12 protein-coding genes are annotated in these 14051 nt (G+C 41.8%); 9 read left to right on the top strand and 3 right to left on the bottom strand.

The features are described 5' to 3' along the window. Positions 1-119: 119 nt before the first annotated feature. The 7 genes from N5J47_RS01195 (at position 120) to N5J47_RS01165 (ending at position 8408) form a co-directional block, all read left to right on the top strand. Complete coding sequence (locus N5J47_RS01195) at positions 120-2531, top strand: FdhF/YdeP family oxidoreductase (protein ID WP_279958925.1); 2412 nt, start codon at positions 120-122, stop codon at positions 2529-2531. Between the two features lie 20 nt (positions 2532-2551). Then, complete coding sequence (gene fdhD, locus N5J47_RS01190; RefSeq protein ID WP_279958923.1) at positions 2552-3343, top strand: formate dehydrogenase accessory sulfurtransferase FdhD; 792 nt, start codon at positions 2552-2554, stop codon at positions 3341-3343. A gap of 87 nt (positions 3344-3430) precedes the next feature. Continuing rightward, positions 3431-4372 carry a Dyp-type peroxidase gene (locus N5J47_RS01185; RefSeq protein WP_279958922.1) on the top strand — a complete coding sequence of 314 codons (942 nt, stop codon included), beginning with the start codon at positions 3431-3433 and terminating at the stop codon, positions 4370-4372. 283 nt (positions 4373-4655) lie between these two features. Further along, entirely contained in the window at positions 4656-5156 is a 501-nt protein-coding gene (uraD, locus tag N5J47_RS01180) for a 2-oxo-4-hydroxy-4-carboxy-5-ureidoimidazoline decarboxylase (RefSeq protein ID WP_279958921.1), read from the top strand. Further along, positions 5156-5491: a hydroxyisourate hydrolase gene (gene uraH, locus N5J47_RS01175; protein ID WP_267979838.1), complete on the top strand. Its 336-nt coding sequence runs from the start codon at positions 5156-5158 to the stop codon at positions 5489-5491. Before uraD ends, uraH begins: the two co-directional genes overlap by 1 nt. Before the next feature lie 51 nt (positions 5492-5542). Continuing rightward, complete coding sequence (locus N5J47_RS01170) at positions 5543-6916, top strand: nucleobase:cation symporter-2 family protein (RefSeq protein ID WP_279958920.1); 1374 nt, start codon at positions 5543-5545, stop codon at positions 6914-6916. Positions 6917-7112: 196 nt separating this feature from the next. Continuing rightward, on the top strand, positions 7113-8408 hold the full coding sequence (locus N5J47_RS01165) for a hypothetical protein (protein ID WP_279958919.1): 1296 nt from the start codon (positions 7113-7115) through the stop codon (positions 8406-8408). Between the two features lie 168 nt (positions 8409-8576). Here the strand turns inward: N5J47_RS01165 and hpxO are convergent, their stop codons facing one another. Continuing rightward, entirely contained in the window at positions 8577-9734 is a 1158-nt protein-coding gene (gene hpxO, locus N5J47_RS01160) for an FAD-dependent urate hydroxylase HpxO (RefSeq protein ID WP_279958918.1), read from the bottom strand. Between the two features lie 180 nt (positions 9735-9914). Continuing rightward, positions 9915-10628, bottom strand: a complete 714-nt coding sequence (locus N5J47_RS01155; protein WP_279958917.1) for a FadR/GntR family transcriptional regulator — start codon at positions 10626-10628, stop codon at positions 9915-9917. A 157-nt stretch (positions 10629-10785) separates the two neighbouring features. Here N5J47_RS01155 and alc point away from each other — a divergent pair, with 157 nt between their 5' ends. Beyond that, positions 10786-11796, top strand: a complete 1011-nt coding sequence (gene alc, locus N5J47_RS01150; RefSeq protein WP_279958916.1) for an allantoicase — start codon at positions 10786-10788, stop codon at positions 11794-11796. Between the two features lie 263 nt (positions 11797-12059). Continuing rightward, positions 12060-12572: an ureidoglycolate lyase gene (locus N5J47_RS01145; protein ID WP_279958915.1), complete on the top strand. Its 513-nt coding sequence runs from the start codon at positions 12060-12062 to the stop codon at positions 12570-12572. 110 nt (positions 12573-12682) lie between these two features. Here the strand turns inward: N5J47_RS01145 and N5J47_RS01140 are convergent, their stop codons facing one another. After that, positions 12683-13696 carry a 2OG-Fe(II) oxygenase family protein gene (locus tag N5J47_RS01140; protein ID WP_279958914.1) on the bottom strand — a complete coding sequence of 338 codons (1014 nt, stop codon included), beginning with the start codon at positions 13694-13696 and terminating at the stop codon, positions 12683-12685. Between the last annotated feature and the right edge of the window lie 355 nt (positions 13697-14051).

Below are 14051 nucleotides of genomic sequence, written 5' to 3'. Positions count from 1 at the left end.
GTTTGGATGTTCCAGAATGAATTAATGCAATCGAACATATTCAGCATAGTAAATGTTGCCTTTTCATGTTAAATCTAAACCGAACTTTAGATAAAAATAGCTCAGATGAGGACGGTCGCATGGACAATTCAGAGCAAACAAAGCATAAACAAGAGAATAATGGCTACGCCAGAATTGAACCTTATACCCAGCCTGCTGGGGGATGGGGAGCACTGTTAAGTGTTGCACGCAATCTCAAACGACAAGATATTCTCAAGAAAGGTTCAATCACCTTACTGAATATTAACCAGCCTACAGGTTTTGACTGTCCAGGTTGTGCATGGCCCGAAAAGAAAGACGCACATGCCTTTAACTTTTGTGAGAATGGCGCAAAAGCAGTGGCTTTTGAGGCAACTAGCAAAACCGTTACACCTGAATTTTTTGCACAGCATACGGTCAGTTGGTTATCTGAACAGAGCGACTTTTATCTTGAAGATTTGGGGCGTTTAACCGACCCGATGCGTTATGATCCAGTCTCGGATAAATATGTCCCGATTTCATGGGATGATGCATTTCAACTGATTGCCAAACATTTACAGGCTTTGGATCATCCAGATAAAGCCGCATTTTATACCTCTGGTCGTGCCAGTAATGAAGCGGCGTTTTTGTACCAGCTCTTTGTCCGTAGTTTTGGCACCAATAATTTTCCAGACTGTTCCAATATGTGCCACGAAACCACTAGTGTCGGGCTAACCGATTCGATTGGTTTGGGTAAAGGCACCGTCACGCTGGATGATTTTGATCTGGCGGATGCGATTTTTAGTTTTGGACATAATCCAGGCACCAACCATCCGCGTATGTTGGCAACTTTACGGGAAGTGTCAAAACGTGGTGGCAATATTATTGCCATTAATCCGATTAAGGAGCGTGGACTGGAACGTTTTCAGGACCCACAAGCCCCTCTGGAAATGATGACCAACGGCAGTACCCCAATCAGCCGTTATTATTTCCAGCCTAAAATTGGCGGTGATTACGCCTTATTGTTTGGTGTGCTGAAACACTTGTCCGAATGGGATAAAAAAGCACTTGCCAAAGGCAAACCAAGCGTTTTTGACCGTAGTTTTATTGCCATGAACACCATTGGCTTTGATGAGATGCTGGCTGAGGTGGATCGAACGTCGTGGGATCACATTCATAAACACACAGGGCTTGCTGCTGAACAGTTGGAATCAATTGCCAAAATGTTCCTTGATTCGAATAAAGCCATTTTCTGTTGGGGCATGGGCATTACCCAGCACCGTCATGGAACAGCCAATATTCATATGCTCGCCAACCTGATGTTGGCAAGAGGGCATATTGGTCGTCCTGGCGCAGGATTATGTCCAGTGCGTGGGCACAGTAATGTGCAGGGTGACCGAACCATGGGCATCAATGAAAATCCAAGTAAAAAACTGCTGGATAACATTGATCGGGTGTTTGGCATTCAATCACCCCGTAAACATGGTTATGGGGTGGTGGATACCATCAAGGCAATGTATGAGGGTGATGTCAAAGTCTTTATTGGCCTGGGTGGTAATTTTGCTGTTGCCACGCCTGACACATTATATACACAGGAGGCGTTACGCCGTTGTGACCTGACGGTGCATATCACCACCAAGCTGAATCGAAGTCATTTGGTCTGTGGTCAGGATGCCCTGATGCTGCCTTGTTTGGGGCGTACCGAAGTGGATATGCAACTACATGGTGCGCAGGCTATTTCAGTTGAAGACTCAGTGAGTAATGTGCATCTCTCCGCAGGACGCAATCCACCCATTTCAGACAATATTCTTTCTGAACCTGATATTGTCGCCCGAATGGCAGAAGCGACCTTGCCTGACAGTCAAATTAAATGGCGCTGGTACATTGAAAGCTATGACCGTATTCGTGATTCAATTGCCGATGTGTTTGATGAGTTCCATGACTTTAACCAGCGGGTTTATCAGCCAGGTGGCTTCCATCTGGAGCATCCTGCCAATCAGCATGTCTGGAACACGCCAAGTGGCAAGGCACAATTCTTGATTACGCCATTAGCGGAGGTTTATGAGGATAAGGAAAATCAATACGCGGCGGCCTATAGTGAACAGCAAGTCTACACCTTGATGACCACACGCTCACATGATCAGTACAACACCACTTTGTATGGTTTAGATGACCGTTATCGGGGCGTATTTGGACAGCGTCGAGTCTTGTTTATGAATCAGGCTGATATTGATGAAGCGGGTTTTGAGGCGGATCAATGGGTTGATATTGAGAGTGTATTCTCGGATGGAGTCAAGCGGATTGTGCATAGTTTCCGTATTGTGCCTTATAACATTCCACGCGGTAGTCTGGCGGCATATTATCCTGAAACCAATCCACTGGTGGCATTAAGTAGCCATGATAAATATGCCAAAATTCCAGCATCCAAAAGTGTTCCTGTCATCTTGCATGCGGGACAGGCACCTGAGCATTTTAATCTAGCCATTGCGGTTGATCCAGAACATGCTAATGACATTGTTCATCATACAAACTGATATTCAGGTAGAGGGCATACATGGCAGCAGTGCAGGGTGTGGGTTATGAAACGATGCAGGTGCATCGTTTTCATCGCAATGTGTCGGAAAATGAGCTGGATTATATCGTTCAAGAATATCCAGTTGCATTGATCTATAACGGAATTTCCCATGCGGTGATGATGGCAACCCCCGCAGATATTGAAGTGTTTGCCAAGGGCTTTAGCCTTTCTGAGGGTATTCTGCACAGTTTAACTGAGCTTTATTCACTGGAAGTTCATCAGGATGAGTTGGGCGTTCAGGTTGAGATGACCATTTCATCACGGGCATTTATGGCGTTAAAAGAACATCGTCGGATGATGGTGGGGCGAACGGGCTGTGGTCTATGTGGTATCGAAAGTCTTAAACAGCTTTATACGAACTTGCCTACCGTTAGTACTGTTGTTTCCTCAACATGGCTGAACCAGATTCCCCATGCCATTGCCCAGTTAAAAGTTAGGCAAAAAATTACCGAGCTGACAGGTGGCGCGCATGCCGCAGCCTGGGTGGTGAAAGGGCAGATCATTGCCCTGTTTGAAGATGTGGGACGGCACAATGCCCTGGATAAATTGCTGGGTTATCTGGCTGAGCAAAAACTCAATGTCGCGGACGGTTTTGTGGTGATGACCAGCCGCGCCAGTTATGAACTAATTCGAAAATGTGCGCAATGCAATATTGCATTATTGGCAACGATTTCTGCACCAACCAGTATGGCAATTGAGATGGCAAAAAAGGTCAATCTCACTTTGGCAAGTTTCTGCCGTGGCGATGGTTTTGTTTTATATACTGAATAAATCTTAAACATTTGTTGTTGAGCTGATACCTAAAACAAGATGATATGTGTAGGATAAGGTAACTGAACTCATCCATTCCGAAAAATTATGAATATATCTTTAAGACCACAACCTGTGATCAATAATCTTTCAGGTGAGAATGCCCTGTTTATTGTGCTGGGCATCAATACCAATCCTGATCATTCAGAAATTATTGACTTTCTGGCCAATTTCTCCGCTTTGGTACGTAGCCTGACCAACCGTTTTCCGCAGGGGAACTTTAGTGCTTCTGTGGGGATTGGTTCGCATGCCTGGGACCTTTTATTTCCCGAAATGAATAAGCCTAAGGAGCTTGTGCCGTTTCAGGAACTCAAGGGACATCGACATACAGCGGTTGCAACCGCAGGGGACCTGTTTTTTCATATCCGCGCCAACCAAATGGCGATTTGCTATGAACTGGCTTCCATTCTGCATGAGCAGTTAAAGGAACATACCTATCCAATCAGCGAGACCAAGGGCTTTAGATACTTTGATGGCCGTGCCATTCTTGGTTTTGTGGATGGTACGGAAAACCCTGAACATGAAATTGCCAAGGACATTGCCTATGTCGGACAGGAAGATGCCGAGTTTCTTGGTGGTAGCTATGTCTTTATCCAGAAATACCTGCATAACATGGAGATGTGGAAAAGCCTGACCACTGAAGAGCAGGAAAAAGTGATTGGTCGAAAGAAATATGATGATGTTGAACTGGGTGATGATGTGAAGCCCCAAAATGCGCATAATGTAGTGAGTAAGGCGCATGATGCAGAGGGCAACGAGTTAAAAATTCTAAGGGCCAATATGCCATTCTCCAATCCAACCGAGGGGGAATATGGCACATTCTTTATCGGTTATTCACGTTCATTTAACATTACCAAGACCATGCTGGAAAATATGTTTCTCGGCAAGGAAAATGGTCACATTGATCGTTTACTCGATTTTAGTACCGCCGTTTCAGGTAGCCTGTTCTTTGTACCTACCTTTGATTTTCTGGACGATTTGGCTGATTGAGTTCAGCCATTTTTACAATGCCAAGAGAATAAAAATATATCAATCATTTCATCCTATTGCGGTGAAAAGATTCTTGCTAACGAAGCGTGTTCACTTCTTAATTCGCTTCAGTTTTATCTGGTTAAATCAAAATACACAGGTGCTTAATTCTATTAAGCACTCCTATTGTTTTCTAAAATTCAAAAAATTCATTTTTAACCCAATTTATTAGATTGGCATATTCATTGCTTTATTTATGTTATCTGGTCAGACCAGTCAGACAATGCAATAAATTGGAGCATGCATGGATATAGAGCAATTTAATCAATTGAACCTAGGTGAGGCAAATCTGGTTTTGCAGCCCTGTGTCCATATTCCCAGTTGGATTGCAAAACTTGTACAACAACGGCCTTATGCTGCAATCGATGAACTCTATCAAGCAGCTAACGCGCAGGCACAAACGTGGCAGTGGCATGAAATTGCAGAGGCTTTGGCGCAGCATCCCCGTATTGGTGAGAAAAAGGCGGCAGCGAATTTATCTCAAAAGGAACAGCAGTTTTCACAACAGGAACAAGGACAAGTTGAGCCAGACACAGTGCTGCAACAGGCGCTATATCAGGGCAATCTGGAGTATGAGCACAAATTTGGACATATTTTCCTGATTCGTGCAGCAGGGCGCACAGGTATGGAAATTCTGGCTGAATTGCAACGCCGTTTAAAAAATACCATCGAACAAGAGCAACAGGAAGTGAAACAGCAACTGGCTGAAATTGCCCTGATTCGCTTAAAACAGGAGATTCAATAATGGCGGGTATCAGCACTCATATTTTAAATGCCTCACTGGGTCAACCAGCCCCAAATGTATTGGTGAAGTTATTTCAAAATACAGCTCACGAATCTGTTTTGCTGGATCAGCAATTGACTGATGCTGATGGGCGTATTCAGGCATTTAAAATTAACTCATTTATAGAGGGTAAATATCAGTTGGTTTTTGAGGTTGCTGATTATTTTCAGGCTTTAAATATCGAAAGCTTTTATCCAAGTGTGTGCATTGATTTTAAGGTAGCGGATGTTCAACAGCATTATCACGTACCTTTATTAATCAGTCCTTTTTCGTACTCAACTTATCGTGGCAGTTAAACAGAAATTAACCGATGTGGAAATGATGAATTTAATTTGAGGAATACACCGATGCATCAAGACAACATACACACTGAACGCGATACAGATGTATCAGCAGAACATCAATATTTAGGTATGCGTAAAAATGCGGTTTATGGTTTACAGCATGTATTGACCATGTATGGTGGAATTATCGCACCGCCCTTGATCATTGGGGCTGCGGCAGGTCTGGAAGCATCAGAAATTGGTTTGCTGGTTGCTGCGGCATTATTTATAGGGGGAATTGCAACGGTATTGCAAACTATAGGCTTTAAGCATTTTGGTGCAAAACTACCCATTGTTCAGGGCGTATCATTTGCTGGTGTTGCAACGATTTTGGCGATTGTCAGTACAGGCGGTGGACTGGCTTCTGCATTTGGTGCGGTGATGGTGGCCTCTTTCATTGGTTTATTGCTTACCCCTTTCTTTGCCAAGATTATCCGATTTTTCCCGCCAGTGGTAACAGGCTGTGTGATTACCATGATTGGCATTTCACTGACACCTGTGGCTATTCGCTGGATTATGGGGGGTAATCCCAAAGCTGAAAACTGGGGTGATCCTGCCAATGTTGGACTGGCTGTGATGACTTTGGCAATTGTCATCATCTTTAGCATGTTGCGTAGTCAGGTGCTACGCCGTCTTGCGATTCTGATTGCGATTGTACTGGGAACCATACTTGCTTATTTTGCAGGTTTTGCCGATTTTTCCAAAGTTGCCACAGGGCCTGTTTTTGCCATGCCAAGCTTTTTTCACTTTGGTGCTCCTGTATTTGAGCTTTCTGCCATTCTTTCAATGGTCATTGTAACTTTGGTGATCATGACTGAAACCACGGCAGACATTATTGCGATTGGTGAAATTGTGGGAACGAAAGTGGATTCAAAACGGATTGGCGATGGTTTGCGTGCTGACATGTTATCCAGTGCTGTTGCACCGATTTTTGGATCATTTATGCAAACCGCTTTTGCCCAAAATGTTGGGTTGGTGGCGATTACAGGTATTAAAAGCCGCTTTGTAGTAGCAACCGCAGGGGGAATTCTGGTTGTTTTAGGTTTATTGCCAGTTGTTGGGCGTTTGGTGGCTTCCATTCCAATGCCAGTTCTGGGTGGGGCAGGCATCGTGTTGTTTGGTACAGTCGCGGCGAGTGGAATTCGTACCTTGGCCAAAGTGGATTATAACGACCATAAAAATCTGATTATTGTGGCGACTTCGCTTGCAATTGGCATGATTCCAATCGTCAATCAGGAGTTTTATGCACAGTTTCCGACCTGGGTAAAAACCTTATTGCATTCAGGGATCAGTTCTGCCTGTATCACAGCAATTTTACTGAATATCATCTTTAACCATTTACCGTTTAGTAAAAGTTCAGCAGAGGTTGGCCCGCTTCCGTTAAATTCAGGGCATTAATCTCACAGATCAATGATTTGATCTTCTAACCGATTTACATTTTTTAAACATCACATTTAAAAGTCGCTTATTCATTTTTTGCATAGGCCTAGGAGAGTTTTTTGCCCTAAAAAAGCGAAAACAGAATTTCAAGGTCGTCAGCATTTGTTTCGCAATTGCCTAAGCTGATTTTTAAATGTCATCCAAGGGGAAATTTATGAAAAACTTTACACTGAAATCTGCAGCCTTAATCATGGCGATGACCGCTGCAATGCAAGGTTGGGCAGCAGATACCAGTTTAAATGGACTATTTAATTTAGATCAGGATTGCCAAATTAAGGATAATTCTGTGCAGTCATTGGGGCAGACTTTGAGCTGTGGTAGTGTGCATGGGGTGGTAAAGACAACCTATTATTCCTTAAATAATGGTTATTTTGTTAATAACCTAAATCAGGATACGGTCACAGCAGGAGGTTATGTTAAATATGAGACAGCGCCTTTTTATGGGGTACAGGCTGGAGTAGGGTATGACTTACAGCGTCGTCTGGATGATAAAGACCAAAAACCAGAAGTCCCTGAATTACAGAATGATCGTGATGGTTTAGCGGAAGCTTATGTGATATGGAAAAATGATCTGGCAAAAGTGACGGTGGGTAACCAGCGCCTGAATTTACCGTTTATGGGAGACTATGCAGATCGTCGCGTACTCATGTATTTGTATCAGGCGGCTGATGTCCAGATTGAAAACAACATGGATTTCCTGCGTCTAACCAAAGTGAATAAATATAAAAGCTATGGTGAAGATGAATTTACTAAAACCTCGCGTCAGAATGAGAAAATTGAAACAGATGGCGTGTGGTCTTTTGGGGCTGGGAAGAGTATAGCGCTGGCAGGTGACAAAAAATTAAAGGCGCAACTTTGGTATCAGAATTATGATAACTATACGCGTCTCATTTACACTCAGGCTGATTTGGCATTTGCAAAACTCAATTATGCGCCTGAGCTTTCACTGCAATATATTTCGGGTAAAGATCAGGGCAAGGCATTGGCAGGTGAGGTCAATAGCCAGATTTTTGGGGCTCAGGCTGCATTGAAAGTGTTACCAACTGCAACGTTTAAAGTGGCATATAACTATATTAAACCTGATCATGGCAGTTATTTAAATGGTGCGCTTTTAACGCCTTATGCCACTAAAACCTCATCAGGTGAAATCTTTGCTCAGCCATTTTTTACCAGTACCCAAGACCTTGGAGCTGGCAACGCCTTTATGGCTTCGTTAGAGGGCAAAGTGTCTGATCAGGTGATTGCAGGCGCTCGATATTCATTTATGGATTTAAAGGAAGCGGAACATTTGGATAGTCGTAATCAGTCAGAATATATGATATTTAGTATTTATAATTTTACAGGCGCATTCAAGGGGTTTAGCGTTAGTAATTTCTTTGGTATTCAAACATCTCCACGTTATGAAAAGGACTTCTTGCAGAACCGTTTTACATTAAGCTATAAGTTTTAATTCGCTTTTTAAGGATGCATATTTTCAGGTGGAAATATGCATTTTTTAATTAATTTTAAAGATAAAAGAATCAATATATTAATTTGCTTATTTAAAAACGCTACTTGAATAAGTGTAGAGATAAAAAATCCCTCAAAATAAGAGGGAAAATGTTAAAAATCCAGAAAATTAATCCAGTGGATTGCCCACAATATTACTAATAATACCTTGCATAATATGGTTGCCCTGTTCCTGATAGAGAGATTGATACCATTCTTCAGTGACTTGAGGATCTTTCATGTGGGTCACATCACAACGTTTTCTGGCACGTAAAACCATTTCTTTGGTGCGGTCATTGCGTTTATTTTGATAACGTTCCAGTGCATCTTCCAAACCAAAAGTATTGATTTGCAAGGCACGGGCAAGGTAAATCGCATCTTCCATTGCCTGACAGCCACCTTGTCCAATATCAGGCGTGGTGCTATGCGCTGCATCGCCCAATAACACCACTCGACCTTTATAAAAATTCATAAATGGTTCAATATCATGAATTTCAACACGATTAGTTTTTTGTTCATCCAGTGCATTAATCAGTTTTTGTACAGGCTCACACCAACCCTGAAAATACTGTTTTAATTTTGCCTTGTAATCATCACGTTGATTGGCTAGTCCTGCTTCTAATGGCACATCAAAGAAGAAATAAAAGCGGTTTTGTGCGACAGGCATCAGGGAAACCCGTTTTCCCTCACCGATATAGGTTGTCCATTGCTGTGCAGGGGCAATGTCTTCATCAATTTCAACCAGACCATTCCAGTTGACATAGCCTGCATAGCGACGCTCCACCTGATAACCGAGTACAAATTTACGGGTAATGGAGTGTGTACCATCAGCACCAATCAGCACATCGGCTGTGACCTGAGTACCATCTTCAAAATATAGGGTAACTTCCTCTTCTGTAGATTCGATTTCAACCATTTTCATGCCGAGTTTGATATTTTCCAAACCAAATTGCTGCATGAGTAGTTGTTGTAGATCAGCTCTGGCGACAGGGTAGGCACGTTGTCCCACTTCTTTATATAAAGGTGTCAGACTAAATTGGGTCATGGTTTGCTGATTGAGTCCATCAACATAGGCAAGGGATTCCATCTGTCCACCCAATGCCTGAATTTGATCAGTTAAGCCCAAATAGTTTAGGCATTTGACCCCATTCGACCACAACGAAATGGCTGCGCCCACAGGTAGGATTTCAGCCGCCTGTTCATAGATCGTAACTTGATGACCAAATTTTTTTAAAGCAATACCAGCAGTTAACCCGCCCATACCTGCACCTACAATCGCAATATTCATCATTTTAGACCCTAAATATTTTTCAACAAATAAAAATTTCTATAGAGTATTAAGCGAGAATTGTGCCAATTTTTAGAAACTGGTTTTACTGGTCATACCAGTTATTTTGCTTTATTAAAAAGCAGAATGGGAAAGGGTGCTTTGATGTGGTTCATGGAGTGAGGTAAATTGGTGCGTGATCTATTTTTGTTCATGGCGAGAAAAATATACACCTGCACGTTGTGCAGCCCCGATAATATGTGCCTGCATGGCTTTTTCCGCAGCGATACCATCTTGTTTAAATAAGGCATTTAAAATGGATTCATGTTCCTGAATGGTTTTAAAGGCAAGATTGGGTTGTACAAAAGGGAGTATCTGGCTTTTTTTAATCCATTCGGTATGTATTCTAAGTGTTTGAATAATAGATTGATTATGGCTAAGGTCAATAATACGTTGATGAAAGGCATAATCCGCTTCAGAGGCTACTTGCCAATTCTGTTCTTTAATCGCTGTGGAAAGGGTATCGTAATACTGTTGGAGCATGGTTTTATCATTTTCAGTCAAATACTCACAGGCTAATAGTGCACAAAAACTTTCCAGTACATAACGCAGTTGATAAAAATCCTTTAAAGAAACCCGATGTTCTCCCTCCCATTGTTCGGCTGCCTGACTATGCTGTGAAATCACATAGACGCCTTTACCTGCCTTAATTTCCAGTAAACCTAAAGCTGCAAGCCGAGTCAGTGCTTCACGTAAAGAAGCTCGGCTGATGCCAAGCTGAATCGCCAGATCACGTTGTGAGGGCAAGGCTGAACCCACTGCATAACTGCCTTGTTGAATACGTTGATGAATCACTTCCACAGCTTGCTCAGTCACCTGAGATGATTTTCCATTGAGCATTGCCTGTGGGTTCATGAGCCACATATCCTGAATTAAATGAAGCTTGATTTTACACAAAATTGCTCTTTTGGGAGTGATTGAAATTAAAAATGAGCAGATTTTTTATAACAGGTCAGACCAGTTGGACTGGATTTTGCATAAACTATAGAAATGAAATATTCAGGATTGACCAATGACAGTGCATATTGCCAAAACCATCCCTTTACCGAGTCATTTACAGGCATTGACCAATCTGGCGGATGCCCGAATTGGTGCAGCGATTGTGTCATGTTCAGATGAGTTTTTTGCCAAAGCGGAAAGAATGCTGCAAAGCGAGCCAGCAAAATTTATCGAGGGCAAATATGATGATCATGGCAAATGGATGGATGGCTGGGAAAGTCGCCGCAAACGTGAAGCTGGCTATGACTGGTGTATCGTGCGTTTAGGTGTGACAGGCAATGTGACTGGTTTTGATATTGATACCTCATTTTTTACAGGCAATTATCCTGCTTCGGCATCCATTGAGGGCTGTTATGCCGCTGATGAAAATTTGGAAAATGCAGAATGGATTCAATTATTAGAAAATTCAGTGCTTTCTCCAGACAATCATCATTTTTTTGATTGTATGCCCCAGAAAATTACCCATATTCGCCTGAATATTTTTCCTGATGGCGGCATTGCTCGTTTAAGAGTCTATGGCAATGTGGTGTTGGAGCATGTCGATACCACGAAGCAGCTTGACCTGATTGGTCTAAAAAATGGTGGTCGTATCGTGGCATTTAGTGATGCACATTTTGGACATCCCAATAACTTGCTCAATCCTGATCGTGGTTTAAATATGGGCGATGGTTGGGAAACCAAACGTCGTCGGGCACCTGGTTTTGACTGGTGTATTATTGCTTTGGGGCAAACAGGTCAGGTAGAAAAAATAGAAGTCGATACTGCTTATTTTAAGGGCAATTATCCTGCATTTTGTTCGATTCAGGCGGCTTATGTAGAAAATGCCACTGATGCACAATTAATTCCGCAAAGTATGTTTTGGTCATTTTTACTGGAACAGCAACCTTTGAGTATGGATAACGTACATGAATATATCGCTGAAATTCTTGAGCATCAAAAAGTCAATTATATTCGGGTCAATATGATTCCTGATGGAGGAATTAGTCGGATTCGGTTATGGGGAAAATTATTAAATAACCTGTGAGTTTGATAGGAGATATGATACTCGGAAACGTCATCCGCAATTGTTCGAGACAGGACTTCATTGATAAATTATTGTTTCTGCGATTCATTAAGTTAACTGACGGTAGTCAACGAGTTTTGCGGATGACAATGCCTTTGCTTACTTTGGGCGAAACCAAAGTAAGGCGAGCCGCAGGCTTATCCTGAAATTGGATGAGAACTCGGTATGACTCCGTTAAGGCATATATTTTTAGTTAGTCAGCCTTTAAATTGAGATTAGATTTAATGTATGAAAAAAATATCCAGATTCAGCCATTAACGCAGGAAAGTTTTGCGCCTTTTGGTGATGTCATCGAAAAAGAAAATCGGGATTGTTTTCCGATTAATAATGGATTGACTGAGCGTTATCATGCGCTGTCTTTGGCACAGGTATCAGGTGACAATGTGGCAGTTGGGATGAGTATTTTTCATAATCTTGCTGCAACAGAGCTTCCATTCCAGATTGAAATGTTGGAGCGGCATCCATACGGTTCACAGTCATTTATTCCTTTGCAACAACAGAAATTTGTGATTGTGGTGGCATTGCCATTGGATCATACACAGCCTGATGAACAACAGATTTTTGCTTTTTTATCCAATGGAAAACAAGGTGTAAATTATCATCAGGGCGTATGGCATCATCCACTACTTACACTGGAAGCAAATAGTGATTTTTTAGTGATTGATCGGATTGGCGGTGGACAGAATTGTGATATGTACCAATTGTCCAATCATTTTATGATTGTGAATGATAGATAGAAGTAGGTGAGAGTAATCGCACCGTTATGAGATTGTCTGATGATGTTTTAATTTAATAAAAAGACTGTCTTTTAAGGGAGGGACGATTGTCATCCTCCCCTACAAGCAAATTAATATTTCCCCTCAAAATTTGCACTAATCCTTTGCTTTAAATATTCCTTTGCGGTAATCGCAGGATATTTTTTATTCGGGCTTTCAATCAGCACATCTTCATTGGCTTGACAGAAAAATGCCAGACTATAACGAGCACCTTGATATTCATCGGTTTCAGGATTTTTAACCCGATGGAAATTGGATGGTAATTGATCATCACTCCAACGCATCAGCATATCACCAATATTACAGGTAATTACATCATCACGAGGTTCGATACTTGTCCATTGCTGTTGTTCCATGTCCTTGCCTGGGCAGACCTGTAAACCGCCTTGACCGTTACGTTGGAACAGCAGGGTTAAACAATCAAAATCAGTATGTGCGCCTGCACGCCATAAACCGAGTTGATCTTTGAGTGCAGGATCAACCGCATAGTAATGCAACATGCGCAAGGTACTTTGATAAGTTTCCTGATCTGGATCATGCGCAAGTGTGAAGAAATCATCAGTAAAACCCAGTTTATAGGCAAAACAGGAAAGAATTTTCATGCCGACTTGCCAGCAGGCATGTTCAAAATTCAGCATGGTATTTTTAAAATCAGGAAGTTCCTGTTCAGTTGGATACAGTCCAGTCATACGAGGACGGGTAATCTGATAGGATTCTTTCTGGTCGGGCGTACTGGTGGATGGGCGAATCTGTGCCTTGCTTTCCCAGCCTGCATTGCGATTTAAAGGATATTGTGCTTTAACCTGTTCAGGTAGCTTAAAAAATTGTTGCGTCATATCAAAGGTATTTTGGATTTGACCTAAATCAATGCCATGATTTGAAACCTGAAAAAAACCAATATCGGTTGCAGCAGACCAGAGTTGATCGGCAATTTCATATTTACGTTGTTCAAAATCAGACAGGTCAATCACCCGAACTTCACGTTCAAAAGTTTCCTGACCGAAAGCACCCATACGGGATTCTTTTTGCAGTTCTTCCAAGCTGTAGTTATTTTCAGCGAGTTTGGTCATGTTTGCGCTATTCATATTTCAACCTCTATTTCTGGATAAACCATGACCCAATCAAATAGATTGAAAGAGACTGGGTCATTTTTTCAAAAAAGAGCCATACTCTCTAAATAAATAAAAAGTAAGCTGATTCCTGAGCAATGACCCACATCAAATAATAACGATTTAAACTCGGTATGATTACCATCATACCCTACAAAATTATCATAAAAATTTGCAAATTTATGGCTTGTAGGGGCAGCTGGCAATCTGCCCGATATTAATCTAAATTGTTTTGATGCTGAACGCTTCTACTCTGACAAAATAATATTAAGCATTTTTGATGCCAATTCCTGTAATATAAAGAATTGCTATTTAAATCATAGGTTTTTGG

Origin of the sequence: Acinetobacter sp. GD03645 (genome assembly GCF_029845285.1) — a bacterium.
GTDB lineage: Bacteria > Pseudomonadota > Gammaproteobacteria > Pseudomonadales > Moraxellaceae > Acinetobacter > Acinetobacter corruptisaponis.
The sequence above is the reverse complement of the archived record's forward strand: the minus strand, read 5'-3'. Positions and strand labels throughout refer to the sequence as shown.